This is a genomic window from Acinetobacter amyesii, assembly GCF_002018365.1.
Lineage (GTDB): Bacteria > Pseudomonadota > Gammaproteobacteria > Pseudomonadales > Moraxellaceae > Acinetobacter > Acinetobacter amyesii.
The window spans coordinates 46571-71033 of sequence record NZ_MVKX01000003.1 but is presented as its reverse complement, the minus strand read 5'-3'; the positions used below and the strand labels follow the sequence as shown (position 1 = coordinate 71033).

General features: G+C 41.9%; 27 protein-coding genes. 24 read left to right on the top strand and 3 right to left on the bottom strand.

The genetic code is table 11. From position 1 onward, the window contains the following. Nucleotides 1–7 precede the first annotated feature (7 nt). The 14 genes from B1202_RS05710 to der all read left to right on the top strand — a co-directional run bounded on the left by B1202_RS05710 (nucleotide 8) and on the right by der (nucleotide 14569). Entirely contained in the window at nucleotides 8–418 is a 411-nt protein-coding gene (locus B1202_RS05710) for a hypothetical protein (protein WP_078189619.1), read from the top strand. 470 nt (nucleotides 419–888) lie between these two features. Continuing rightward, a complete protein-coding gene (locus B1202_RS05705) occupies nucleotides 889–2703 on the top strand; it encodes an ATP-binding protein (RefSeq protein ID WP_171262601.1) in 1815 nt (604 codons plus the stop codon). Between the two features lie 119 nt (nucleotides 2704–2822). Beyond that, nucleotides 2823–4100 (top strand): glycosyltransferase family 4 protein, encoded by a 1278-nt coding sequence (locus tag B1202_RS05700; protein WP_416202511.1) that lies wholly within the window; start codon nucleotides 2823–2825, stop codon nucleotides 4098–4100. A 192-nt stretch (nucleotides 4101–4292) separates the two neighbouring features. After that, entirely contained in the window at nucleotides 4293–4844 is a 552-nt protein-coding gene (locus tag B1202_RS05695; RefSeq protein ID WP_078189616.1) for a phosphatase PAP2 family protein, read from the top strand. Nucleotides 4845–4965: 121 nt separating this feature from the next. Then, the gene (gene iscX / locus B1202_RS05690) at nucleotides 4966–5166 is read left to right on the top strand and encodes a Fe-S cluster assembly protein IscX (RefSeq protein ID WP_078189615.1); all 201 of its coding nucleotides are present in this window, start codon (nucleotides 4966–4968) and stop codon (nucleotides 5164–5166) included. Nucleotides 5167–5275: 109 nt separating this feature from the next. After that, nucleotides 5276–5707: a nucleoside-diphosphate kinase gene (gene ndk, locus B1202_RS05685; protein ID WP_078189614.1), complete on the top strand. Its 432-nt coding sequence runs from the start codon at nucleotides 5276–5278 to the stop codon at nucleotides 5705–5707. 123 nt (nucleotides 5708–5830) lie between these two features. Continuing rightward, on the top strand, nucleotides 5831–7066 hold the full coding sequence (gene rlmN, locus B1202_RS05680; RefSeq protein WP_078189613.1) for a 23S rRNA (adenine(2503)-C(2))-methyltransferase RlmN: 1236 nt from the start codon (nucleotides 5831–5833) through the stop codon (nucleotides 7064–7066). 15 nt (nucleotides 7067–7081) lie between these two features. Next, nucleotides 7082–7885: a type IV pilus biogenesis/stability protein PilW gene (gene pilW / locus B1202_RS05675; protein WP_078189612.1), complete on the top strand. Its 804-nt coding sequence runs from the start codon at nucleotides 7082–7084 to the stop codon at nucleotides 7883–7885. Next, nucleotides 7876–8670 carry a helix-turn-helix domain-containing protein gene (locus tag B1202_RS05670; protein ID WP_078189611.1) on the top strand — a complete coding sequence of 265 codons (795 nt, stop codon included), beginning with the start codon at nucleotides 7876–7878 and terminating at the stop codon, nucleotides 8668–8670. The genes pilW and B1202_RS05670 overlap by 10 nt, the downstream gene beginning before the upstream one ends. 23 nt (nucleotides 8671–8693) lie before the next feature. Beyond that, a complete protein-coding gene (gene ispG / locus B1202_RS05665; RefSeq protein ID WP_078189610.1) occupies nucleotides 8694–9815 on the top strand; it encodes a flavodoxin-dependent (E)-4-hydroxy-3-methylbut-2-enyl-diphosphate synthase in 1122 nt (373 codons plus the stop codon). Nucleotides 9816–9818: 3 nt separating this feature from the next. Beyond that, the gene (hisS, locus tag B1202_RS05660; protein WP_078189609.1) at nucleotides 9819–11114 is read left to right on the top strand and encodes a histidine--tRNA ligase; all 1296 of its coding nucleotides are present in this window, start codon (nucleotides 9819–9821) and stop codon (nucleotides 11112–11114) included. 30 nt (nucleotides 11115–11144) lie between these two features. Continuing rightward, entirely contained in the window at nucleotides 11145–11843 is a 699-nt protein-coding gene (locus tag B1202_RS05655) for a YfgM family protein (protein WP_078189608.1), read from the top strand. Then, nucleotides 11840–12985 (top strand): outer membrane protein assembly factor BamB, encoded by a 1146-nt coding sequence (gene bamB / locus B1202_RS05650; RefSeq protein WP_078189607.1) that lies wholly within the window; start codon nucleotides 11840–11842, stop codon nucleotides 12983–12985. The genes B1202_RS05655 and bamB overlap by 4 nt, the downstream gene beginning before the upstream one ends. Before the next feature lie 174 nt (nucleotides 12986–13159). Continuing rightward, nucleotides 13160–14569, top strand: coding sequence for a ribosome biogenesis GTPase Der (gene der, locus B1202_RS05645; protein ID WP_078189606.1), 1410 nt, complete (start codon nucleotides 13160–13162; stop codon nucleotides 14567–14569). A gap of 76 nt (nucleotides 14570–14645) precedes the next feature. Here the strand turns inward: der and B1202_RS05640 are convergent, their stop codons facing one another. After that, a complete protein-coding gene (locus B1202_RS05640; RefSeq protein WP_078189605.1) occupies nucleotides 14646–15215 on the bottom strand; it encodes a hypothetical protein in 570 nt (189 codons plus the stop codon). Between the two features lie 277 nt (nucleotides 15216–15492). Between B1202_RS05640 and B1202_RS05635 the strand changes: the two genes are divergently transcribed. Then, nucleotides 15493–16134, top strand: coding sequence for a 4'-phosphopantetheinyl transferase family protein (locus B1202_RS05635; protein ID WP_078189604.1), 642 nt, complete (start codon nucleotides 15493–15495; stop codon nucleotides 16132–16134). A gap of 88 nt (nucleotides 16135–16222) precedes the next feature. Here B1202_RS05635 and B1202_RS05630 read toward each other — a convergent pair whose 3' ends face one another. Both B1202_RS05630 and B1202_RS05625 read right to left on the bottom strand, forming a co-directional pair. Further along, nucleotides 16223–16642 (bottom strand): hypothetical protein, encoded by a 420-nt coding sequence (locus B1202_RS05630; RefSeq protein WP_078189603.1) that lies wholly within the window; start codon nucleotides 16640–16642, stop codon nucleotides 16223–16225. Between the two features lie 165 nt (nucleotides 16643–16807). Beyond that, the gene (locus tag B1202_RS05625; RefSeq protein ID WP_078189602.1) at nucleotides 16808–17584 is read right to left on the bottom strand and encodes an SDR family oxidoreductase; all 777 of its coding nucleotides are present in this window, start codon (nucleotides 17582–17584) and stop codon (nucleotides 16808–16810) included. 104 nt (nucleotides 17585–17688) lie between these two features. On the opposite strand from B1202_RS05625, the gene mazG reads away from it, so the two are divergent. The 9 genes from mazG to yjgA all read left to right on the top strand — a co-directional run bounded on the left by mazG (nucleotide 17689) and on the right by yjgA (nucleotide 24362). Continuing rightward, nucleotides 17689–18483 (top strand): nucleoside triphosphate pyrophosphohydrolase, encoded by a 795-nt coding sequence (mazG, locus tag B1202_RS05620; RefSeq protein ID WP_078189601.1) that lies wholly within the window; start codon nucleotides 17689–17691, stop codon nucleotides 18481–18483. Nucleotides 18484–18520: 37 nt separating this feature from the next. Continuing rightward, nucleotides 18521–18892: a ComEA family DNA-binding protein gene (locus tag B1202_RS05615; protein ID WP_228145134.1), complete on the top strand. Its 372-nt coding sequence runs from the start codon at nucleotides 18521–18523 to the stop codon at nucleotides 18890–18892. Nucleotides 18893–19026: 134 nt separating this feature from the next. Next, nucleotides 19027–20496: a polynucleotide adenylyltransferase PcnB gene (gene pcnB, locus B1202_RS05610; RefSeq protein WP_078189599.1), complete on the top strand. Its 1470-nt coding sequence runs from the start codon at nucleotides 19027–19029 to the stop codon at nucleotides 20494–20496. Further along, nucleotides 20493–20978 (top strand): 2-amino-4-hydroxy-6-hydroxymethyldihydropteridine diphosphokinase, encoded by a 486-nt coding sequence (gene folK / locus B1202_RS05605; RefSeq protein WP_078189598.1) that lies wholly within the window; start codon nucleotides 20493–20495, stop codon nucleotides 20976–20978. Before pcnB ends, folK begins: the two co-directional genes overlap by 4 nt. 46 nt (nucleotides 20979–21024) lie before the next feature. Continuing rightward, nucleotides 21025–21834: a 3-methyl-2-oxobutanoate hydroxymethyltransferase gene (panB, locus tag B1202_RS05600; protein ID WP_078189597.1), complete on the top strand. Its 810-nt coding sequence runs from the start codon at nucleotides 21025–21027 to the stop codon at nucleotides 21832–21834. 3 nt (nucleotides 21835–21837) lie between these two features. Continuing rightward, a complete protein-coding gene (gene panC, locus B1202_RS05595; protein ID WP_078189596.1) occupies nucleotides 21838–22686 on the top strand; it encodes a pantoate--beta-alanine ligase in 849 nt (282 codons plus the stop codon). Between the two features lie 22 nt (nucleotides 22687–22708). Next, a complete protein-coding gene (gene rapZ / locus B1202_RS05590) occupies nucleotides 22709–23560 on the top strand; it encodes an RNase adapter RapZ (protein ID WP_078189595.1) in 852 nt (283 codons plus the stop codon). Then, nucleotides 23557–23826 carry an HPr family phosphocarrier protein gene (locus B1202_RS05585; RefSeq protein WP_078189594.1) on the top strand — a complete coding sequence of 90 codons (270 nt, stop codon included), beginning with the start codon at nucleotides 23557–23559 and terminating at the stop codon, nucleotides 23824–23826. Before rapZ ends, B1202_RS05585 begins: the two co-directional genes overlap by 4 nt. A 2-nt stretch (nucleotides 23827–23828) precedes the next feature. Beyond that, nucleotides 23829–24362 (top strand): ribosome biogenesis factor YjgA, encoded by a 534-nt coding sequence (gene yjgA / locus B1202_RS05580; RefSeq protein WP_078189593.1) that lies wholly within the window; start codon nucleotides 23829–23831, stop codon nucleotides 24360–24362. Nucleotides 24363–24463: the final 101 nt, after the last annotated feature.

The following is a 24463-nucleotide window of genomic DNA, read 5'->3' as shown; positions in this document are numbered from 1 at the left end:
ATTTCCAATGAAAAGTATTTTACTCATCTCAGCAGCGTTATTTAGTTCAATAACATTTGCAGCACCGAGTCGTTGTGAAATGGGACGAATCAGTGAAACCAATATGCGCTTGGCGAATTACTATAATAGTCAAGCGGCGAGTTCATTTAGTGTCGATTGTTCAGGTAAATACCGCATACGCTTTAATAGCCGAAATTTGCAGGATACTTCGGGCAGTAGTTTTGTGACGAATGGCCCGATTAAGCTCAAAACACGAATGACTGTTTCAGGTGCGATGGAAAATCTGTGGAATGTTTCTACCGAGCAAGGCGCTGGCAAAAATAACTATGTGATTGCTGTGCGTTTGGTAGAGCGAGTGAATGCAACGACACCTGCAGGAATCTACCGCGATACAGTCTTTGTAAATATGGTGTTTTGAGATGCTTGGCGACTGATTTTCTTCATGGCTAAGGTGACTATATGCAGAGTGCTAAGTTCATGTCGCTAGATTGAAGCTTGAGTATAGATATTAATGTGAGTCTCTAGCTTCAATCTAAGTAGCTCCATTCTCTGTTGCAAATATAAAGTTGGATGTGAATGCCTTGAGTATTTGAGATGTTAAAATATCGATATAGCGTTAAGAATAAATAATTCAGAAAAAGTTTTTCTTATTAGAGTTCATAGGTTTAATATGTGATCTTGTTTTTATTTTAGCCATTTTATTTCGGCTAACGGGGAAGGTCAGTGTTGAATCGCTATCATTCAAATGCACCAAGTTGCGCATGTCGGAAAAAAGGTTCGATGTGCTTGGCGTATTGCGTTCAAACACGCCTGACATTTTTCAATTTCCTCATTTCTCTAATCAAACCTTTAAAGCTGAAGTTTACCGTTGTTTGTCTTGTGTTCGGTGTGATTGGGTTAAGTCCACAAGCTATTGCTCAAACATGTCAGTCAAAATTAGTCAGTCAAGAAGTCGCTCAGGCGCTGACGCCAAGCGGAGAATTAACCGGGCATGAGCATTGGCAAACGATAGAAAAGTTGCCAGATCGTTGGAAAGATCGATGGGATAATTATTCTGGCACGGCTTGGTATCGTCTGAAATGGCAATACACGTGTCAGGATGCAGGCTCAGATCCGCATTCTTTGATGGTGAGTTACATCAATATGGCAGGGCAAGTGTATTTGAATGGTCAGCTGTTTTGGCAGGATGATTCATTACAAGAGCCTTTGTCACGAAGTTGGAATATGCCTCGGCAATGGGTCATTCCACCCAACAGCTTAAAGCAAGGTCAGAATGAAGTGCTGATACGAGTGGTGGGCGTCAATGCACTGAATCCTGGGCTTGGTGAGGTCAGTTTAAATCGCTATCACGATAATACCAAAGTGTATGAAAAACATTGGTTGGCTATGCGGGGCTTGCACAGCTACACCACTATTTTTGAGTTTATCTTGGGGATCATTGCGGGGCTGGTTTGGCTGTTTCGACGCGAAGAGAAAGCTTTTGGTTGGTATGCCATAACCAGTTTTCTTTGGGTGCTATACGTTGGGCAACTTTTAGCTACCGAAACGCTTTGGGGGCTATCAACGCTAGATTTCTATCGTTTGCATATCTTTATCTTTCTTTGTTTTACGACAGCGACTTGTCTCTATCCTTGGCGTTTTGCGGGACGAAAATTTCCACGTCTTGAAAAAGTCATGGGGATGACTGTTTTTGTATTGGGTTGCTTGATTTTTTTTACACCACAGTCTTTGGTACAACCTGTCTTAGATTTGAGTTTTATGGTGGGCTATGCTTGCTATATGCTGAATTGCCTGACATTTTCGTGGATTGCTTATAAATCAGGACAAGTTGAAGCCAAGTTGCTAGCAGGGATTATGCTGTTAATTTATGTTCCAATTGGTGTGCATGACGGTTGGCGCTTAATGATGAATGAAGGGGATTTGATTTCAGCATATGCTTCCCCAATTACAACTTTGGGTGTGGCGATTATTTTTGCACTACGCTTGACTAAAAGTGTGAGACGAATTGAAAAGTTTAATCAAACGTTGGCAACTACGGTCACTCAAGTAAAGGAAGAGTTAACGCATACCTTACAAAATCATTATCAGTTGGAAATGGAAAATACCCGCTTGCAAGAGCGTATCCAAATTGCACATGACCTACATGATGGCTTAGGTGGTTCATTGGTTCGTTCAATGGCATCGGTTGAGCAGAGCTCCAAAGATCTGACCAATCCGCAATTTTTATCGATGTTGAAAATTTTAAGAGATGATTTACGACATATCATTGATAGCGGTTCAAGTTTAGGCACCAAACTGCCTGAAACCCCATTGTTATGGATGGCACCCTTTAGGCACCGTTTTAATCAGTTATTTGATGAGCTTGATATACACGCTAAATGGTCAGTTCCTGCAAAATGGGAAGTGGATGTTACTCCATTGGAATGTTTAACCTTACAGCGTGTAGCCGAAGAAGCATTAACCAATATTGTGAAGCATAGTCATGCGACCGTGGTGCAGATTCGGATTTATTATGAAAACTCGGCATTGATAATGGAAGTAGAAGACAATGGTGTGGGGTTTGATGTGGATCTGGTTAATCAAGCCGGTTTGAGTGTGGGGCTTCGTAGTATGAGTGGGCGCTTAGAGCGGATGAACGCAGATATGCAAATCACTTCTCGTGCGGGTCAGACGATTTTAAAAGTGATTAAAAATTACGGATAAATCATGATTTTGTAGAAGAAATTAGTCAATGTTTTTCAATAAACTGTCATCAAATAATCATCAAAATGCAAAAAACTGCTGCTTAAACTGTGACTATACATTTATAAGAAGCATGTAAGATCATGACAGAATCGGCTATCAATTTAGGGCGTATGCAGGATGAGCCTACGCGATTTCAGTTCCAGTTTAAGCATATGCAATCACGAATGGATGTGCAAACGGTCTCAACCTTAATCCGTCCAGGTCTAAAAATTGCCATTGTTACAGATACGTGGGCGCCAGAAATTAATGGTGTTGCACATTCTTTATTGCAACTGTGTAAGGGCTTGCAGCAACAAGGCAACTCCATTTTTTTAATACGCCCAGAACAGTCCGAAAGTTGTCAGGATTTTCGACCTGATCAAGAGTGTTTGGTTCGAGCGCAGTCGATTCCTAAATATTCTGGTTTACAATTTGGGTGGCCGCAATTGATCAAGCTGAGTAAAGCTTTAAAAAAAGCCCAAGTCGACATTGTGCATATAGTCACTGAAGGGCCTTTGGGTTTTGCTATGCTTCAACTGGCGCGTTCTTTACAGATTCCTGTGTCCAGTGGTTTTCATTCGGCCTTTCATGATTTTAGTCGCTTCTTTGATTTAGCGTTTTTAATGAAGCCTGTACAACATTATTTACGATGGTTTCATAACAATACTCAACTCACCTGTGTCCCGAGCCAAGATACTGCAGATGCCTTGCATCGATTGGGTTTTAGTTGTCCATTGGTGGTGGTGGGGCGAGGTGTGGACCATAGTCGATTTTCTCCCTCACACTATCGAGCAGAACTGAGACAACAATGGCAAGCAGATGAACATACCCGTGTGATGCTCTATGTCGGTCGGCTATCTCCTGAAAAAGAGGTAGATGTTTTAATTTCAGCCTATCGTTCGATGTTGGCTATAGATGCACGAACGAAATTGGTCATTGTGGGTGATGGGCCAGATCGTGAACGATTAATGCAATTGGCAAAATCACTAGATGTTATTTTTATGGGAAGTTTAAGTGGTCAGGCTTTATCGGAAGCCTATGCCAGTGCGGATGTTTTTGTATTCGCAAGTCAGGTTGAGACCTTTGGTAATGTGGTTTTGGAGGCAATGGCCAGCGGATTGCCTGTGATTGCATATAATGCCGCATGTGCCCAACTGCACGTGAGAAATCAGCAAACGGGATGGTTATGTCACTTATCTCGAACCGATGAATTTATTCGGCTTATGCAGCAATTGCCGCAACGCGCTAAATTAAAAACCATGGGCATCGAGGCGGCAAAAGACGCTGCTAAAATCGGATGGCAATATCCTGTACAGCAATTTGAGCAAGCGCTATATCGCGTGGTGGATCAAGCCATGATGAGCCAATGGAGCTAGCGTTATTGGTCATATAGTGAAGTTGAGCATCCTCATAACCAATATTCATTGAACTGTCATCAAAGCATCATTGCACTGTCAAAAAGAGAACCTAAGCTGAGTCAAACATAGATCTAAACTTGTAAAAATAACAACACAAATCTAGCTCAACCCCAACATAGTCAGGCTTTGACTGTAGATAGGAGATTAGCGATGAATTTTAAAAATGCAAAAACAAGAATGCTGCATCTCGATTTAAAAGGTTGTATTTATCTCAATCACTTTTCACATCAACAAGTTGTGGCTGACATATTTAAAATGGTGAGTCGACTTGGTGATGGTGTGTTTTGGTATGTCATGTTGGCGACGGTTTGGATCGTGCAGGGCATGTCTTACAGTGTACAAATTGTTTATGTATTACTGGGTGGTTCAGTCGGTACCACGATCTATAAACTCCTCAAAAAGAAAACTGTGCGCCCAAGACCGTATCAAGTGCATCAAGTGATTCGCTTAGGTGAACGCCCACTAGATCATTTTAGTTTTCCATCGGGGCATACTCTACATGCAGTGATGGCAACAACAGTGCTGGGCTATATTCAACCCATGCTGTTGGTCCTAATGTTGCCTTTTACTTTATTGGTGGCATTATCTCGCATGATCTTAGGATTGCATTACCCGAGTGATGTTGCAGTCGGTGCTGCAATAGGTGCTGCAGTGGGTGCCGTTATTATTCTCTGTGCACCTCTTTTGGGTTTGATTTTATAGTTTGATGTGGAAAACTTAATTGCAAAATCTGGTAATAAAAAAATTAAAAGGGTTTATCACGTCGAATTGCTGAAATTTGTTAAAGTAAGCCATCATTCTATAGACGATGTTAGGAAGACCCATGGGTTTACGCTGGACAGATACCATTGATATCGCAATTGAGCTGTATGAAGCTCACCCTGATGTTGATCCGCAATGGATTCGCTTTACTGACCTACATGCATGGGTATGTGCATTGCCAAATTTCACTGATGACCCAGAAAAGTCGACTGAAGGTCTGCTTGAGGGAATTCAGATGGCCTGGATTGATGAGGCAAGTTAATCCCTACATCGAAAAAAGCAATTTTTTTGTATAGCAAAAGCAGAAAATAGCGCATTATTCGGTATAATGCGGCAAATTTTTCACGTCAAATTGACTTAAGGAGCCTCTCATGGCTATTGAACGTACTTTATCTATCGTTAAACCAGACGCAGTTGCTAAAAACCACATCGGCGACATCTTTGCTCGTTTCGAAAAAGCGGGTCTTCAAATCGTTGCAACTAAAATGAAACACTTGACTCAAGCTGAAGCTGAAGGCTTCTACGCTGAGCACAAAGAACGTGGTTTCTTTGGTGACCTAGTTGCATTCATGACTTCTGGTCCAGTTGTAGTTTCAGTTCTTGAAGGCGAAAACGCAGTTCTTGCTCACCGTGAAATCCTTGGCGCAACTAACCCTAAAGAAGCTGCTCCTGGTACTATCCGTGCAGACTTCGCTGTAAGCATCGACGAAAACGCTGCTCACGGTTCTGACTCTGTAGCATCTGCTGATCGTGAAGTTAACTACTTCTTCGCTCAAACTGAGATCGCTCCACGTACTCGTTAATTCGAAGTATTCAAACCAGATAAGTGGTATACTGCTTGTCTGGTTTTTTTATTCTCTGAATAATTCTTTGCTCAATAACTGAGCTTCTCCTTTGATCTTTAGACATGGTTTAGGTAATTACACATGAGTACTGAAGTAGTCGCTACATCAGCTGTTTCTGATGCACAGCAACAATCTCCATCCGCTCCGACGCAGCAAAATACTGTGGAGAAAGTGAATTTACTGGGCATGTCACGTCCGCAAATGGAAAAATTCTTCGAAGAAATGGGGGAGAAAAAGTTCCGTGCTGGGCAGGTGATGAAATGGATTCATCAGTTCTTCGTGACTGATTTTGCTGAAATGACCAATATTTCTGGCAAATTGCGTGAAAAACTAGAAAAGATTTGTGAAATTAAAGCGCCTGAAGTGGTGCATAAAAATTATTCAAAAGACGGTACTCGTAAATGGGTGTTCCGTGTAGGCGATGGTGCAGGTTCATTGGTTGAAACCGTACTCATTCCAGCAGAAGATAAAACCGGCGCACGTAAGACCTTGTGTATTTCGTCACAAGTGGGCTGTGCTCTGGACTGTTCATTCTGTTCAACTGGGAAACAAGGTTTCCAACGTGACTTGAGCCAAGCTGAAATTATTGGACAGCTTTGGATGGCGAACTTCTCTTATATGGAAGATGTGCCAGTTGCTGATCGTGAGCGTTCAGTGACCAACGTGGTGATGATGGGTATGGGTGAGCCACTGTTGAACTATGATGCCGTATTGAATTCAATGCGTATCATGCTGGATGACTTTGCGTATGGTATGTCGAAGCGTCGTGTGACTTTATCAACCTCAGGTGTGGTGCCGAAAATTGACCAATTGGCACAAGACATTGATGTAGCCTTGGCCATTTCACTCCATGCGCCAAATGATGAACTACGTAATGAACTTGTTCCGATCAATAAAAAGTATCCGTTGGAACAGTTGATTGCAGCGTGTCAGCGTTATATCGCCAAAGATGGTAATGAAAGCTCACGTAAACACGTGACTATCGAATACGTGATGTTAGATGGTGTAAATGACCATCCTGAACATGCACAGCAAATGTTAAAGCTGTTGAAAAACTTACCAAGCAAAATTAATTTAATTCCGTTTAACCCGTTCCCGCATGCGCCATACGGTCGTTCAAGCCGTAACCGTATTATTTCTTTCCAAAAAACTTTGTCTGATGCCGGTTTTGTGTGTACGATTCGTCAGACACGTGGTGATGATATCGACGCTGCGTGTGGACAACTCGTGGGGCAAGTTGCTGACCGTACTCGTCGTGCGGAGCAATGGAAAAAGAAAGTTGCGCAGCAAAATGAGATACTGCGCTCACAAGGATAATAAAGAGGCAGCCAATTGAAAAAGTTAACGTATAAGTTCACTTTCGTTTCAGCTTTATGTGCATCGGTTTTGGCATTAACAGCATGTCAAACGCCTGAGATTGGGAAAAAAGACCCAGAGAAAGCCGTAAAAATCAGAACGCAATTGGCTGTTGAACACCTGAAAGCAGGGGATTTGGACTCTGCTAAACGTGCATTAGATCAGGCTTTAGAGGTGGATTCTCGCGATTCCCAAGCTAATATGATGATGGGCGTCTTACTGCAAAGAGAAGGCAGCCCAGCCAACTTAGAAAAAGCAGATAGTTATTTTAAGCGTGCAATTTCAGCAGACTCAAAAAATTCTCAAGCACGTAACAACTACGGTACGTATTTATATCAAGTTGAGCGCTATAATGATGCGATTGAACAGTTCAGCATTGCAGGTTCAACTTTAGGTTATGATCAACGTTTCAAAGCATTGGAAAATTTAGGTCGAATTTACCTGAAAGTGGGTGATGTGGCGAATGCTGAAAAATCATTCAAACAAGCTTTGCAGGCTAATCGTGATTCTTATGTTTCAATGTTAGAGTTGTCTGAAATCTTTTATTTGAATCAGCAGTTCCCTGCTGCTACACAAATGTATGAACAATTTGTACGTGCAGTAGGACAAAAAAATCAGGGTGCGCGTGCACTCTGGATTGGCATTCGAACAGCGCGTGCCAATGGCGACAATTTGGGTATGCAAGTACTGGTCAACCAGTTACGTGCTTTGTTCCCAGAAAGTCCTGAATACCAACGCTATTTGCAATTACAGTACAGTACTGAGGCCGTATGGAAGTAAATCCTAATTCACCGCAATCGAATGGTTCGAGCGTAGCTCCAAATGCATTAGGAAATGTACAACGCCCAGGTGAGTATTTACGTCAAGTACGTATTACGCAAAAACTGGAACTTGAAGCTGTCGCATCAGAACTCAATATTCCATTAAAAACACTGACTGCACTTGAGCAAGATGATTATAAGTCATTGCCTGAAGCGACCTTTATTAAAGGTTACTACCGCACTTATGCCAAATATTTAAAAGTTGATGCCACCAATATCATTCAACGTTTTGATGATATTTATGCCAACGATACGGGATTGTTGCCAAATCACGCGTTAAACAATTCACCGATTAAAATTATGGGTAAATTACCCGGTTCTAACCGTGACCGTAATCGTAAATGGATCAAACGTGGTCTGATTGCATTGGCGGTGTTGTTGGTCATTGGTGCGATCGTGGCGGCGATTCAGGGCATGACCTCGGGCAGCGATAATGAAGACGCTGTGACCAGTGATGTCGCTTCAGAAGTTCAAGTCCTCGACATGAATGGCGGAAATGCAGCGGTCAGCGGTGATCAATTGACATTGACCTTCAGTAGCCCAACTTCAGTACATATTGTTGATTCGACGGGTAAGGTGTTGGCGACAGGTCGTCAAGCATCGACACTCAACTTAAACGGTGAAACACCATTCCAAATTCGTTTGGATGATGCAACAGCAGTGTCATTAAGCTTAAATAATGAAAATATTTCATTGTCACCATATACCGTAAACGGCAAAGCAGATTTCCGTTTATCACGTTAAGGGACAACAGAGCAGACTGAACAATGATTGAAAATCCAATTAAGCGCCGTCCAACGCGTAAAATTAAAGTAGGTTCGGTGTATGTCGGTGGTGATGCGCCGATCAGCATCCAAAGTATGACCAATACTGAAACCTGTGATGTCGAAGCGACCGTGGCACAGATTCAGCGCTGCGTAGATGTCGGCGCAGACATCATGCGTGTTTCTGTACCGAGTATGGAAGCCGCTGAAGCTTTTGGTGAAATTCGCAAACGTGTGCAAGTGCCACTGGTTGCCGATATTCACTTTGATTATAAAATCGCTTTGGCGGTTGCGGACTTGGGCGCGGACTGCCTGCGCATCAATCCGGGCAATATCGGTTCGGAAGCTAAAATCCGCGAAGTGGTTGCGGCAGCGCGCCATAACGATATTTCAATGCGTATCGGGGTGAATGCAGGTTCGCTCGAAAAAGATATTCAAAAGAAATATGGTGAGCCTACAGGTCAGGCCTTGCTTGAATCTGCAATGCGCCATATTGATATTTTAGATCGCTTAAATTTCCATGAATTTAAAGTGTCAGTTAAAGCATCGAATGTCTTTCTGACGATGGATGCATACCGTTTGCTTTCTGCACAAATTGATAACCCATTACACCTAGGTGTGACCGAAGCAGGTGTATACCGTACGGGTTCAGTCAAGTCTGCTATCGCTTTAGGCGGTTTGTTAATGGAAGGCATTGGTGACACCATGCGTATTTCATTGGCAGCAGAGCCTGAAGAAGAAATCAAAATTGGCTTTGATATTTTAAAATCATTGGGCTTACGTTCAAACGGCATTAACTTTATTGCGTGCCCAAGTTGTTCACGCCAAGAGTTTAATGTCATCAAAGTCATGCAAACATTGGAAGAGCGTTTAGAAGATATTCGTACCCCAATGGATGTATCGGTGATTGGTTGTAAAGTAAATGGTCCGGGCGAAGCCAAAGAAGCCGATATTGGTGTAGTAGGTGCAAGTCCGCGTTCACTGGTGTATCGTAATGGCGAAAAGAGCCATTTAATTGACACAAATCAGTTGGTTGACGAAATCGAAGCGATGGTTCGTCAACGTGTTAGCGATCTTGAAGACGCTAAAGCTAAAGAGATTATTCGCACAAGTTTTTCTGAGTAGATCATGAGTTCAATCGTCGCAATCAAAGGTTTTAATGACATTCTCCCTACGCAAAGTCCTGCATGGAGACGTCTAGAACAGCATCTATCTAGCCTGATGGATGCTTATGGTTATCAGCAAATTCGCTTGCCGATTGTGGAGCAGACTCATCTGTTCAAACGTTCTATTGGTGATGCAACGGATATCGTTGAAAAAGAAATGTACACATTCTTAGACAAAGGTAATCCGCCTGAGTCTTTGACTTTGCGTCCTGAAGGTACCGCAGGGTGTGTGCGTGCAATGCTTGAACATAACTTACTTCGTGGTGCTACACCGCGTGTATGGTATGTCGGCCCAATGTTCCGCTATGAAAAACCACAAAAAGGTCGCTACCGTCAGTTCCATCAATTTGGTGTAGAAACCTTTGGTGTTGCAACACCTGATCAAGATGCAGAATTGATTTTAATGACTGCGCGTTTGTGGAAACGCATGGGCGTTGCAGATAAAGTTCAATTAGAGCTCAATACATTAGGTGAGTCTGATGAACGTGCTGCCTATCGTGCGGCATTAGTTGAATTCTTAGAGTCACATAAAAATGACTTAGATGAAGATTCACAGCGTCGTCTAACCACGAATCCACTGCGTATTTTGGATTCTAAAGATGCGAAAACACAAAGCATTTTGGAAAATGCGCCAAAACTTCACGACTTTATGGGTGAAGAAACGTTGGCTCACTTTGCTCAATTGCAGCAGTATTTGACTGACGCTGGTATTGGTTTTGTGATCAATCAAAAATTGGTTCGTGGTCTCGACTACTACAATAAAACGGTCTTTGAATGGACAACTACGCATTTAGGTTCTCAAGGAACAGTATGTGCTGGTGGTCGTTATGACGGTTTAGTCGGTCAGCTTAAAGGTAAAGCAGACCAGTCGGTGCCTGCTGTTGGTTTTGCAATGGGTATGGAGCGTTTGCTTCTTCTACTTGAACAAGTGGAAGACAATACTCCTGTACGTGACTGTGAGCTATTCTTGGTTTCAGATCCTGCAACTCAAGGTAAGGCATTGGTACTTGCTGAACAAATACGTGATCAACTTGAAGCAGCGGGTAGCAACATTCGCTTAAAAGTTGGTTCACAAGGTTCAATGAAATCACAAATGAAAAAAGCCGACCAATCGGGTGCTTTATTTGCTGTGATTTACGGTGAACGTGAGCAAGCAGCAGGGCAAGTGCTGGTGAAAGAGCTAGCCATTGCAGAACAACACGAAGTGAATGTGGCAGACTTTGTTGCCTTCATTATCGAAAAAATTTCTTCAAAATAATCCCTATAACATAAGGAAAAAGGTAATTTCATGAGCGCATTGAGTGAAGAAGAACAACTTGATAATTTAAAATCGTTTGCTAAAAAATATGGCTCTGCCATTGTTAGCGGCATTTTAATTGCGTTGATTGCCTTTTTCGGATGGGAATACTGGCAGAAGAAAACTTTGGCTGAATCGCAAATGCAAACAGCTAAAGTACAGCAGTTAATGGATGATGCTCAGTCGGCGACTGGCGATGCTTTTACACAGCTTTCTGCGACTGCAGATAAAATTGTAAAAGAAGCGCCAGATTCGCCACAAGCCATCCAAACTCAGTTGCTTATGGCAAAATTGGCGTATGATAAAGCGGATTATGCCAACGCTGAAAAAGCTTTGAAAAAAGTTGAAAATTCAAAAGTTGATGATGCAGGCTTAGTTCAATTGGTGAAATTACGTTTGGCGTATGCACAATTGGCACAAAAGAAATTTGATGAAGCATTAAAAACTTTAGAAGCGGTTAAAGAACCTGCTTTTCAAGCAACTGCAGATGAAGCCCGTGGCGATGTCTATGTTGCAAAAAATGATATCGAAAATGCAAAGAAAGTTTATCAAAGTGCATGGGATGCTTTGGTTGAACGACAAGAAGAACGTCAAATTTTACAAATTAAACTCGAAAGTGTAGGCGTTTTAGTTGATGATCCTGAAATTGAACGTCCGATTATAGATACACAAGTGGAAGCAACTGAATGAATAGAAAATACAAAATTACCTGTGCGCTGACAGTTTTAACACTTGCTTTGGCTGGTTGTGCAAATAAAGGAAAAGTAGAAAAAGTAAAACCAAATCCTTTACCAAAATTGGAACAGGCAAAAACTTTAGCACCTGTATTTTCAAACAGTGTGGCTTCAACTGAAGAAGCAGATCCACTGCGTTTACGTATGGATGCAGATAACGGCGTTGTTTTTAGCGTAAATCCTAATGGTGAAGTTCAAGCCTACAAAGGCAAAGAACGTTTATGGCAGAAGAAAATCTCTAAGCAAGGTTTGACTGCAGGTGTAGAAGCTGCTGACGGTATCGTGGTTGTGGGTAATGCAAAAGGTCAATTATTTGCATTAGATCAGGCAACAGGTGAGCAAAAGTGGACTGCACAATTAACAGGCGCGTTACTTTCACCGTCGTTGATTCAAGCAGGTCGCGTTATTTCAGTCACCAATGATGGTACGGTATACGCAAACGATGTGGCAACGGGTCAACAAACTTGGACCTATAACTTGCCAAATGTGCAGTTTAGTTTACGTGGTATGGCAGCACCGGTATCACTTGATGCACGTCATGTTCTCATCGCATCGTCAAATGCGTATATCTATGTGATTGATGCATTGAGCGGTATTCCTAAAATGCAGCGTCGTGTTGCAGTGTCAGATGGTCGTTCAGATGTACAACGTCTCATTGATATTGACGGTGAACCGACTGTAGCAGGTCAATTTTTAATTACCACCAGTTACCAAGGCCAAGTGACAGCTCTTGATCTTGCATCACAACAAGTGATCTGGAGTAATGATGCGAGCAGCATTCAGCGCCCTGAAGTTGCAGGCAATGGTGTCTTTGTGACACAAACTGATGGTAAAATTGTGGCTTACGAAATTACCACTGGTCAAACATTGTGGGAAAATGACCAATTGCTTAATCGTAATTTGAGTAACCCAGTGATGTTAGGTCAAGACCTTGTAGTTGGTGATCTGGATGGTGTACTTCACTTAATCAACCCAGCGACAGGTGAGTTGGTTGGTCGTTCTAAAACCAGTGGTGAAGTCCGTTCACTACGTGTGATTGACAACCAATTATATGTGTCGACACGTAAGGGTGCATTAAGCATTTGGCAGAACCGTTAATTTTTCTGCGGCTTATGTTAAAATAAGCCAAACCGTATTTTTGAACGCGGGGGATTGAATCATCAATGCCCCGTGTTTTTATTTATTTTAGGCATTTATCCTATTTCCATTCTTCCTAAGCTTTCTGATGTTCAGACCAGACCAAACTGGCTGATCTGGAATAAAGGTTAATCTATGAAACCCGTAATTGCGCTCATTGGTCGTCCGAACGTCGGAAAATCAACGTTGTTTAACCAGATAACCAAGAGCCGTGATGCTCTCGTTGCTGACTTTGCCGGTCTGACTCGTGACCGTAAATATGGTGACGCGACTTATCAAAATAAATCTTTCATTGTCGTTGATACTGGGGGTATTGGCGAAACTGAAGGTGGTATCGATTCGTACATGGCAGAACAGTCAAAAACTGCCATCAATGAAGCAGATATTATTGTCTTCGTGGTCGATGCGCGCGCAGGCTTATTGGCATCTGATGAACAAATTGCTCGTGACTTACGTACGCTAGGTAAAAAAGTTTACCTTGTTGCCAATAAAGTTGATGGTGTTCATGCCGAAGCAGCTTTAGTTGAATTCTTCAAATTGGGTATGGGTGAACCACTTCAAGTGGCTGCCAGCCATGGTCGTGGTGTTCAGCAAATGCTTGAAGAAGTGTTAGCTGAAGTGCCTGAAGATGAAAGTGAAGAACAACACGATAAAGACACAGGCTTACGTTTAGCGATTATTGGTCGTCCAAACGTAGGTAAATCAACTTTAGTGAACCGTTTGTTGGGTGAAGACCGTGTGGTTGCATTTGACCAACCGGGTACAACACGTGACTCAATTTATATTCCATTTGAACGTGATGGTCGTAAATACACGTTAATTGATACTGCGGGTGTACGTCGTAAAGGTAAAGTGGACGAAATGATCGAGAAGTTCTCGATTGTGAAAACTTTACAAGCGATGAAAGATGCGCATGTTGTGGTTATTGTTGTCGATGCACGTGAAGGGATCGTTGAGCAAGACTTGCATTTGATCGGTTATGCGCTTGAAGCAGGCCGTGCGATGGTAATTGCCATCAACAAATGGGACAACATGTCTGACTACGACCGTAAACAGTGTAAATTAGATGTTGAACGTCGTTTTGACTTTATTCCATGGGCAAAAATTCACTTAATTTCTGCACTTCACGGTACAGGTGTTGGTGATCTTTATCCATCGATCCACCGTGCTTATGATTCTTCGCATTTGAAAGTATCACCTGCGAAAATCACTCAAATCTTGAATGATGCAACTGATGCACACCAACCACCAATGGTTCAAGGTCGTCGTATCAAAATGCGTTATGCGCATATGGGCGGACAAAATCCACCGACGATTGTGATTCATGGTAACAAAGTTGATAAAACGCCAAATGACTATCGTCGTTACCTAGAAAACGTGTTCCGTAAAGTTTATAAACTTGAAGGTACGCCAGTCAAAATTGAATTTAAAACCTCTGATAACCCATTTGAGGGTCGTAAGTCGCAAATCGATGAGCGTACGGCTGCACGTAAACGTCGTTATGTTCAGAAGTTCAAAAAAGCGGAAAAGAAATTCAAACGCTAAGTTTGGATAAGCAAAAAAAGCCTGCAGATATGCAGGCTTTTTTATTTCACTTTATTTATCTAAAAAGATGTAGAAATTAGTTTTTACACTTTTTAGCTTGGCGGTAAATATCAATATTATCCAGGTTGGCTTGAGCAACTTCCATGGCTTGCTGAGCGCTGTTGCTATCCTGTTGTGTATTTTTATTGCCCGAAAAAGCCGTAGCAAATTGTCCCATACGTGCCGCTGTTTCAGATTGACCTGAAAAGGCGGATAGCGCGTTGCCAGCAAGCCCCGCCCATTTTGAAACTTGATTATTTTGCTGTGCAGACGCTTGGCTTAATGCCAGTTGCGATGCTTCTAATGTACGTTCAAAAGTCTTACGCTCAACGCTCAGGTCAGTGCAATCCAAGGTTTTTAAATAACTGGTGCTATAAACACTATTGTTGGTTTGACTGGCTTGATTGAAATTTGAGGCATAGCCACGGTCTGCTTGAGCCACGGCATTGGCAGCTTCTTGACGGCTTTGATTCATACGAGCTTCAGCTTGGTCCATAATCGCGCCATTTTTGGCACCCATCACTGCAACAGCTGCATCCAATAAACCTGCTTGGGCGAAACATGGTAGGACACAAAGTGAACTGATTAACGTGATTTTTCTTAGCATCTGGTTTACCCCGAGTTTTAAATTAAAGTTATAAGAATCTAGAGTATTTTATCTAATTAAAGATGTATTTGAAATATTTATTATACTTAAGTATTTGAATATATTTATAATATTAAGTATTTCTTAAGTGGTTTGAAATATTTTTAAACTGAGTTTTAAAATCTCGATAAGTCAAAGGACCGATGCGCTCATCTGTATTGTGGTGTATTTTGTGTCGGAGAGTCGCATAAAATATAGCGTCATGGACGTAGTGTAAAAGATATTGGATCAATAACTTATGGCGAAAATTCAGCTTGAATATAGTGCAGTTACTGACTTCTTTGTGGAGCCGCATGGCTTGAGTCGTCAAGAGGTAATTGCCGTGCGTAAACAAGCCATTTACCAATATCGCAATCAATTACTTGGGCAGCGGCTAAATAGGTCAGTTGAAAATTCAGATTTTTCAAAGTCTGCGTTTGGTAAGCCTTTTCTTCCTGATTTTCCAAGTTTTCATTTTAATCATAGTCATAGCCAGCAGCATTATGTTTTGGCCAGCAGTGAAAAAATCGCCAGTATTGGTGTAGATATTGAGGATTTAAATCGAAAAGTCCGTTTTGATGCGATGGCCCAACACAGCTTTCATCCCGAAGAATTGCTTCACTGGGAGGGCTGTGAGCATGATCCTGATTTTTGGTTTAAAGTTTGGACCACCAAAGAGGCGGTACTTAAAGCGTCAGGTTTAGGGATTCGAGTGAACTTGAATGAACTGAATACTCAGTGTCATCCTGAGCAGAATGGTGGGATGTGTAGCCATCCAGCAATTGGCACTTTTGCTTATCAGAATATTCAACTGCCGCATGTGATGTTGACGGTGGCATGGCAAAGTGAACAATCTTGCCGAGGCTTTCATTTACCGAAAATTGAGTTGAATGTCTTATAAATCGGTATGAAATAAAAACCACCATGAAAAAAGCCCTGTTCTGGCTGAACAGGGCTTTTTTTGAAAATCAATCTAAACTGGCTTTAGATTAGATTTTGCATTTTTTAGAACCTTGGTAGATACCAATGTTGTCGATGTTTGCTTGAGCAGCAGATTTGTTCGCTTGTTGAAGTTCAAGGTTGCCTGCTTCTGAAGTATCTTGCTCACCAGCCAAGCTGTTTGCAATGTTGCCTGCACGAGCAGCTTTTTCAGAGTTACCACCGAAAGCAGCAAGAGCGCCACCCGCTAAACCAGCAAATTTGCTCAATGATTTGCCTGGCGCTTGAGCAGATGCTTGGATGTTTGCAATGTTTTTGTCAGCAGCTTCTAAAGAGCGCTTAGCATTCGCTTTTTCAACAGCAAGAGTTGCACAATCCATCGCTTTTAATTCTGAAGATGCGAATTGAGTTGTAGCAAAAGCAGAAATTGAAATAGTAGTAACAGTTGCAAGAACAAGTAATTTTTTCATGAAATAATTCACTTTTATTGTTAGAAAATAAACGCCCGAAAGTAGTGGGCGGGTGAATATTATTCAAAAAAAGGAATTTTGTCCTGTTAAAATGTGACAATTGTGTAACTTTGTGTAATTTGCGTACAAATATGATTGCAAAATTAAATGATTAGTAACACGTTGCTATTTGGGTTTTTGTGCAATCCAAATATTACTTAAGCGATTGACGAATTGCGGGCTAAACTTCGATAAATTAAATAAAAATTTAGCTTTCATCCCCACAGGTGTATGTGTGGCCATTAACACCGTATCCTTTTTTTGTACCAAGGCATAAATTTGCTGAGCGACATCGCTCGGTTGAAGATTGACGCCCATTTTCTTAATACTTTGTGCATCCATGTCTTGCACCATCGCGGTTTGAACAAATAAAGGCATCACATCTAAAACGCGAATATTGTATTTTTGCCATTCAATATCCAAGCTTTCAGTGAACCCACGTACAGCAAATTTGGATGTGGCATAGCTGGCTAAATCGGCTTGTCCATAAATTGCTGAAGCCGAAGAGAGGTTAATCACACGAGCAAAATTGCTTTGCTGTAAATAGGGGAATGCCGCATAGCAACCGTTTATCACCCCTTTGACATTGATATCAATTGTTCGGTGGTGTGCAGACAGTTCCGTATGTTCAAAGCTGCCTGAATACAGAATTCCGGCATTATTGACTAAGATATTCAGCTGACCTGCCCAAGCAACAAATTCAGCTAAAGCGCTTTGCCATTGCTCTGGTTGTGTCACATCTAAAAGCCCTGCTTTGGCATGGCTACCGAGTTCAGCAGCTAACGAGGTGACTTGAGATTGGTTAATGTCGTAGAGCCCAACTTTATAGCCTTGTTGTACGAACAGTCGTGCAATTGCTGCGCCAATCCCTTGTCCAGCACCGCTAATAAAAATACTTTGCATGTTATGCTTCCTTGAATTGAGTTGCTCATTCCCTGAGTGAATTTTGAGCATATCAAATTCTGTAATCGAAACAATGTACTGATGAGTAAATAGCTGGAGTTCACATGGAACAATTATTAGCAGTGATGAAAGAATTACGTGAAAAATGTCCATGGGATCAAAAGCAAACCCCAGAAAGTCTGACTCGTTATGCCATCGAAGAGGCCTATGAAGTGGAAGCGGCAGTTCGTTCAGGTCAGAGTGATGATGTACGAGATGAACTGGGAGATTTATTACTGCAAGTGGTTTTTCAGTCGCAGATGTATAGCGAACAAGGCGCGTTTGATTTTCAAGATGTGGTGCAAGCCATTACAGATAAATTAATTCGCCGTCATCCCCATGTATTTCAGGCAGAGCAGTTCTCAGCACTCAATGCGGATGATGTGGCAACACTATGGAAACAGATTAAACAACAAGAAAAAACAGGGAAATCAGCATCAAGATTAGATGAGGTTAAACATGCTCCTGCATTAAGCCAAGCAGATGAAATCCAAAAAAATGTGGCGAAAATTGGCTTTGATTTTCCTGATATTGAAGGGGCTTATGGCAAGCTTGAGGAAGAGCTAGGGGAGTTTAAAGAGGCATTGGCAGGCAAAAAATCCGACGAAATATTTGATGAATTCGGTGATTGCTTATTTTCTCTGGTGAATGTTGGACGTAAGATTGGTATCTCAAGTGAAATGGCACTTTTAAGTACCATTCATAAATTTAGAAGCCGTTTTGCTTATATTGAAGCACAGGCCACATTACAACAAAAACATGTAGAAGACTTGTCCTTAACTGAGATGGATCAGTTATGGGAACAGGCAAAACAACAATTAAAACAACAGGCTGAATATGTACCACACCCTAAAAAATAAATGCTTTACACAACTTCTTATCTTGGTTTTGAGTTTAATGGCTGATTTGACTTTTGCTCAAAGCCCTTCGGGCTACGCGGAATGGAAAGCCATGCAACAAGCTCAAGATCAACAATTAAAAAAGCAATCTGAGGCCTCTAAGTCCAAATCGGCAACTGCACCCAGCAATGCCAACTATTATTTGTCACGACCCAGCACTCAGCAAAATAGCCGATCAGATCAAGTGCACTTAAATACAGCCTCAGTCGATGAACTGCAGACATTGCATGGAATTGGTCAGAAAAAAGCAGAAGCAATTGTGCAATATCGCAAAAGTAATGGCTTATTTAAAAGCATTGATGATATTCAACAGGTTAAGGGAATCGGTCCTGCGCTGTTTGCTAAAAATAAAGCAAAATTGGCACTTTAAGTGAAGTGTAAAAAAAAGAATTAGGTTAAGCTCAGCTTGAGCATTGAGATAATCAAATTGCCCTTTGATTGTGTTAGAGATATCATTAGCGACATCTTAAGAATTTTACGTTCAGACGTAGGAGACAGCGTCTTTTGCAAACTTTGCGCGCGTCCAAATGTGGTTTATCAACCGCACAATTACCTTCTTCCATTTTAGATGTGATTGATGCCTTAACTAAGGCAGGCTATGAAGCTTATATCGTGGGTGGCGGTGTCCGTGACCTAATGTTGGGTCATGCACCTAAAGATTTTGATGCCGTGACTAATGCGACACCAGCTCAGGTGAAAGAAGTCTTCGGGCGACGTTGCCGAATTATTGGTCGTCGTTTTGAGCTGGCGCATGTCTACTCAGGACGTGAACTGATCGAAGTTGCGACCTTCCGTGCGCCACCTAAAAAAGCCGTGACTTCTGCTGCGGGCATGATTTTACGTGATAATAATTGGGGGACGATTGAGCAAGACTTTGCACGTCGTGACTTCTCGATCAATGCAATGTATTACCAACCACGCAAAGGTGAAGTGCTAGATTTTTGTCATGCAGTAGATGACATTAAGCATAAAACATTGCGTTTATTGGGTGATCCACAATTACGTTTTGAAGAAGATCCTGTGCGGATGCTTCGGACTTTACGTTTTGCAGCCAAATTAAACTTTAATATTGATGAAAAAATTCTGGATGTCTTTACTCCAGAACTTACTCAATTGCTGCGTGATGTGTCTCCACATCGTTTATACGATGAATCACAAAAGCTCTTTACCATGGGGCATCTCAATCGCGTCTTACCGATGCTGATCGATTTTGGTATTTGGTATCAATTATTTGCAGATATCAAACCGGTTGTAACGCCATTTATTGAGTTGGCTGCAAAAAATACCGATCAACGTATTTCGATTGGGAAAACCATTAACCCAGCGTTTTTCTATGCCGTGTTATTGTGGATTCCGTTCCAAGAACGTTGTACGTTCTATCTGAATAAAGGTGTAGTTCCTGCTGAAGCGCGTGCTCAAGCAGGCTTGGATGTATTGAAACGTCAGGCTACACGAACCATTATTCCACGCTTTGCCGAAACATTTATTCGTGAAGTTTGGGAAATGCAAACCCGTTTGTTGAATCCAAAACCACAGCAAATTGAAGCACTTTCAGGTCATGCACGTTTCCGTGCAGGCTTTGACTTCTTGCTGCTGCGCGAGAAATCCGGCGACACAAGCACGCAAGGTATGGGCCAGTGGTGGGATGCTTATCAGCAGATGAGCACTGACGAAAAAGAACGGGCAATTAGCCAATACAATCGTCAACGTGCCAAGAGTCGTCGTAAAGCGGTGCATGAAGATGTGGAAACGAAAGGTTCTGCTCATCAGCAAGTAGAAATTGAACCGCTTGTGAATGAACCAGAAAGCAGAAGTCGCCGTCAACGTAAGCCTAAATCACATGCCAACAGCCCAGCGACAGTATCAATTGTTGCAGCGTCAGCCAGTGGTGAAATTGGTGCAGATCATCCGATTTTAAAACGTAAACGTGTGAAACGAGATTTGACTCAGGTTATTTTTGGGCCAACACAATGACGCTGACATATATTGGTTTAGGCAGTAATTTAGGTGATTCTCTGCAGATCCTCAGTGAAGCCGTGCATAAACTTGCGACACTCGGTACAGTGAAAGTCTCACAACTGTACCAAAGTCCGCCAATGGGTCCACAAGATCAGCCGAATTATTTAAATGCAGCGGTTGCATTAGAAACGGATCTAGCACCTTTGGCCTTGTTGGATGAATTGCAACGCTTTGAACAAGAGTCGGGGCGTGTACGCCTACGTCATTGGGGCGAGCGTACACTGGATTTAGATTTACTGATTTACGGTGAACAGCACATTCAAAATGACCGTTTAACGGTGCCTCATGTTGGTGTTTTAGAACGTGATTTTGTGTTGAAACCTTTATTGGATTTAGATGAGAATCTACAGATTAAAGGACAACCATTAAAAGATTTACCTATTTTGAATAATCCAAATTTAACTGTATTGGATGCAGGAAACTGGGCCCATCTTTAATTTTTGTATGACCACTTGAGAAAGCCGTCATCTGAGGAATATTGAAATGATTAGTCTAAGTGACTTGAAAAAATTTAAAGCGGAAGGCCGCAAATTCTCCTGCCTGACTTGCTATGATGCGAGCATGGCAAAAGCAATGGAAATTGCTGAAGTCGATAGTATTCTGATTGGTGATTCATTGGGGATGACCATTCAAGGCAATGACTCTACTTTACCTGTCACTGTTGAAGATATGGCATATCACACTGCAGCAGTGCGTCGTGGCAATAAACATGCGTTTATTTTGACTGATTTGCCATTTATGACCTATGCCACTTTGAAAGACGCTTTGGTGAATTCAAAGACCGTGATGCAAGCAGGCGCGCAGATGGTCAAATTGGAAGGTGGCGCATGGTTGTCAGAAACAGTTGAAGTATTGACCCGTAATGGTATTCCAGTGTGTGTGCATTTAGGGTTAACTCCGCAATCGGTTCATGTGTTTGGCGGTTATAAAGTGCAAGCACGTACACGCGAAACTGCGGATCAACTCATTGCAGACTGTAAAGCTGTGGTTGATGCAGGTGCAGCACTTTTACTTTTGGAATGTGTTCCTGCCCAAGTGGGTAAAGAAATTAGTGAATTGTTCCCAAATACTCCTGTGATTGGGATCGGTGCCGGTGCAGAAACGGATGCTCAAGTCTTGGTTCAACAAGATATGTTGGGGCTAACGTTTAGTCACGTGGCGAAATTTGTTCGCAACTTTATGAAAGAGCAAGCAGGGGAAACGGCAATTGTGGATGCGTTTAAGGCATATCATGCTGCCGTATTAGATGGTAGCTTCCCTGCCAAAGAACATACATTCCAAATTGAGCTGTAAGACATGAAAACTGAAACAACGATTCAAGGTTTAAGTGCATCGCTAAATCCAGCACGTGCTGCGCGCAAAATCATTGGTTTTGTACCAACGATGGGGAACTTGCATGAAGGTCACCTCAATTTAGTTCGTGAAGCACGTAAACTGTGTGATGTCGTGGTGGTGAGTATTTTCGTTAACCCAATTCAGTTTGGTCCAAATGAAGACTTTGACAACTATCCACGTACTTTGGAACAAGATCAGCATTTATTGGCTGAAGTGGGTTGTGACATTGTATTTGCACCGACCGTTGAACAAATGTATGGCAACAAGCCGCGCTTAACCAATATTAGCGTGGGCGGTATTACCAATGATTTGTGTGGCGAACAGCGTCCGGGTCATTTTGACGGTGTTGCTGTTGTTGTGACAAAACTCTTTAATATTGTTCAACCGAATTTTGCATTCTTTGGACAAAAGGATTACCAGCAACTTGCAGTGATTCGTCAGTTTGTACGTGACTTAAATATTCCACTTGAAGTGATTGGTGTGCCGATTACGCGTGCTGAAGATGGTTTGGCATTGAGCTCACGTAATGGTTATTTAAGTGCGGAAAATCGTGCGATTGCTCCAACGATTTACCAAAGCTTGAAAACGGCTGAAGCAGAATTACATGCCGGAACTCAACTGGCAGATGTGTTAGCGAATATTAAAGCAACATTGACAGCAGCGGGTTTTGTTGTGGACTATGTTGAAGTACGCACACCTGAATTACAGAAAATTGAAGAATTTGATCAAGATGTGGTGTTGTTTATTGCGGCTAAATTAGGCGCAACACGTCTTATTGATAATATGCAGGTTAAATATACTGCAGTTTAAAACGGCTATGGGGTAGCAAGCGATGAAGCGCATTTTAATTGTTACAGGACAATCTGGATCTGGAAAGTCATCTGCATTACAGATACTTGAGGATTTGGGCTATTACTGTATCGATAATTTGCCGTTGGCCTTACTCCCCGAAATTGTTGAAAAACTTGATTCAGAAAATAATCTTGAACAATTGGCACTGGGTGTGGATGTCCGCAGTACACGTGCAGATTTACAAGAGTTCGATTTGGTTTTTCAACAGCTACAACGCCATGGCTCAGTCGATATTATTTATTTGACCACGCGTGATCAGGAATTGATTGCGCGATTCAGTTCATCTCGACGTCCCCATCCGTTGGCAAGTCGTTTCAAAAGTTTAAATGAGTGCATACAGGAAGAAAAATCTTTACTGTTGCCGATTCAATTACGCTCGACAGTACATATTGATACCACTGATAAGAGCGTACATGATTTAAAACATACCTTGCTGTCTAAACTCGGACAGGCAGATAATTTAATTTTGATCTTACAGTCTTTTGGCTATAAGCATGGTATTCCACTCGATGCAGATTATGTTTTTGACGTCCGTCATTTGCCCAATCCGCACTGGGATATGGAATTACGCAAGTATTCAGGATTAGATGAGCCAGTTCGTCAGTTTTTACAACAAAGTGAACAAACCAATGAAATGTTCCAAGATATTTATAATTTCTTGGATAAATGGCTGCCGGCATTTGCCGAAGGGCATCGTCATTACATGACGGTGTCGATCGGTTGTACAGGTGGGCAACACCGTTCGGTATATATCGTAGATAGACTAAAAAAAGCACTTGAGGCAAAATGGTCTATTCAGGTTCTACATAGAGAAATGAAGCACTGGTCATGATCGACATAACTGTTGACGTAATTAATAAACTGGGTTTACATGCGCGTGCATCTGGCAAGCTAATCGAAGTCACGACCAAATTTCGCTCGTCGATTCAAATTGGTAAGGGTGGAAAATTAGTAGATGCCAAAAATATTATGTCTTTGCTGATGCTTGGCGCAGGCAAGGGCACAACTTTACGCTTAGTGATTGAAGGTGCAGATGAAGAAAAAGCTTTATCTGAAATTCAAGCACTGTTTGCAGCAAAATTTTACGAGGCAGATTAAACGTGGCACGTCGACCGAACCGCTATACCGAAGAAGACTTTGAATCCTTAGAAGGACGTGCAAGTAAAACTGAGCAAAAGAAAGCTGTACAACGTATGGCTGCTTTGGGCGAGGAACTTGCAAAACTGAATCCTAAACAGATTAAAAATCTTCCTGTAGAAGAGCGTCTGATCGAAGCACTACTTGATGCACAAACTATTACTTCACATGAAGCGCGACGTCGTCAGTTTCAACGTGTAGGTAAATTGCTGCGTAATGAAGATGAAACCATGATTTTATCTTACTTAACCCCACAGCAAGGTGCGAAAAAAACAGCGCAGCTTCAACGCTGGACTGAACGTATGATTGCTCAAGGTGATCCAGTCATTAAAGAGTTCATGAAAGCGCATAATGCTGCTGAACATCATCCCATTCGTCAGCATATTTTGCGTATTCAACGTGATATAGCCAAAAATGTAAGCGAAGAAGAACTGACTGCGTCTAAGTTAAAATTGTTTAACTACATTCAACAAGTGGCTTTATTATCTGATAACTAATGCATGATTAGATAGCCAAGTGCTTAGATAGCTCAATGATCAGAGCCTTCAACATGATCTGATCATTGAAGCAATACGTGAAGTTATAGACTTCACATCAA

Coding starts and splice junctions, on each gene's coding strand:
- der (WP_078189606.1), top strand. CDS start 13,160: ATGAAACCCGTAATTGCGCTCATTGGTCGTCCGAACGTCGGAAAATCA.
- B1202_RS05710 (WP_078189619.1), top strand. CDS start 8: ATGAAAAGTATTTTACTCATCTCAGCAGCGTTATTTAGTTCAATAACA.
- B1202_RS05585 (WP_078189594.1), top strand. CDS start 23,557: ATGATCGACATAACTGTTGACGTAATTAATAAACTGGGTTTACATGCG.
- rlmN (WP_078189613.1), top strand. CDS start 5,831: ATGAGTACTGAAGTAGTCGCTACATCAGCTGTTTCTGATGCACAGCAA.
- B1202_RS05615 (WP_228145134.1), top strand. CDS start 18,521: ATGGCTGATTTGACTTTTGCTCAAAGCCCTTCGGGCTACGCGGAATGG.
- B1202_RS05695 (WP_078189616.1), top strand. CDS start 4,293: ATGAATTTTAAAAATGCAAAAACAAGAATGCTGCATCTCGATTTAAAA.
- hisS (WP_078189609.1), top strand. CDS start 9,819: ATGAGTTCAATCGTCGCAATCAAAGGTTTTAATGACATTCTCCCTACG.
- B1202_RS05670 (WP_078189611.1), top strand. CDS start 7,876: ATGGAAGTAAATCCTAATTCACCGCAATCGAATGGTTCGAGCGTAGCT.
- mazG (WP_078189601.1), top strand. CDS start 17,689: ATGGAACAATTATTAGCAGTGATGAAAGAATTACGTGAAAAATGTCCA.
- panC (WP_078189596.1), top strand. CDS start 21,838: ATGAAAACTGAAACAACGATTCAAGGTTTAAGTGCATCGCTAAATCCA.
- B1202_RS05625 (WP_078189602.1), bottom strand. CDS start 17,584: ATGCAAAGTATTTTTATTAGCGGTGCTGGACAAGGGATTGGCGCAGCA.
- B1202_RS05655 (WP_078189608.1), top strand. CDS start 11,145: ATGAGCGCATTGAGTGAAGAAGAACAACTTGATAATTTAAAATCGTTT.
- B1202_RS05630 (WP_078189603.1), bottom strand. CDS start 16,642: ATGAAAAAATTACTTGTTCTTGCAACTGTTACTACTATTTCAATTTCT.
- ndk (WP_078189614.1), top strand. CDS start 5,276: ATGGCTATTGAACGTACTTTATCTATCGTTAAACCAGACGCAGTTGCT.
- folK (WP_078189598.1), top strand. CDS start 20,493: ATGACGCTGACATATATTGGTTTAGGCAGTAATTTAGGTGATTCTCTG.
- iscX (WP_078189615.1), top strand. CDS start 4,966: ATGGGTTTACGCTGGACAGATACCATTGATATCGCAATTGAGCTGTAT.
- ispG (WP_078189610.1), top strand. CDS start 8,694: ATGATTGAAAATCCAATTAAGCGCCGTCCAACGCGTAAAATTAAAGTA.
- panB (WP_078189597.1), top strand. CDS start 21,025: ATGATTAGTCTAAGTGACTTGAAAAAATTTAAAGCGGAAGGCCGCAAA.
- rapZ (WP_078189595.1), top strand. CDS start 22,709: ATGAAGCGCATTTTAATTGTTACAGGACAATCTGGATCTGGAAAGTCA.
- B1202_RS05640 (WP_078189605.1), bottom strand. CDS start 15,215: ATGCTAAGAAAAATCACGTTAATCAGTTCACTTTGTGTCCTACCATGT.
- B1202_RS05635 (WP_078189604.1), top strand. CDS start 15,493: ATGGCGAAAATTCAGCTTGAATATAGTGCAGTTACTGACTTCTTTGTG.
- bamB (WP_078189607.1), top strand. CDS start 11,840: ATGAATAGAAAATACAAAATTACCTGTGCGCTGACAGTTTTAACACTT.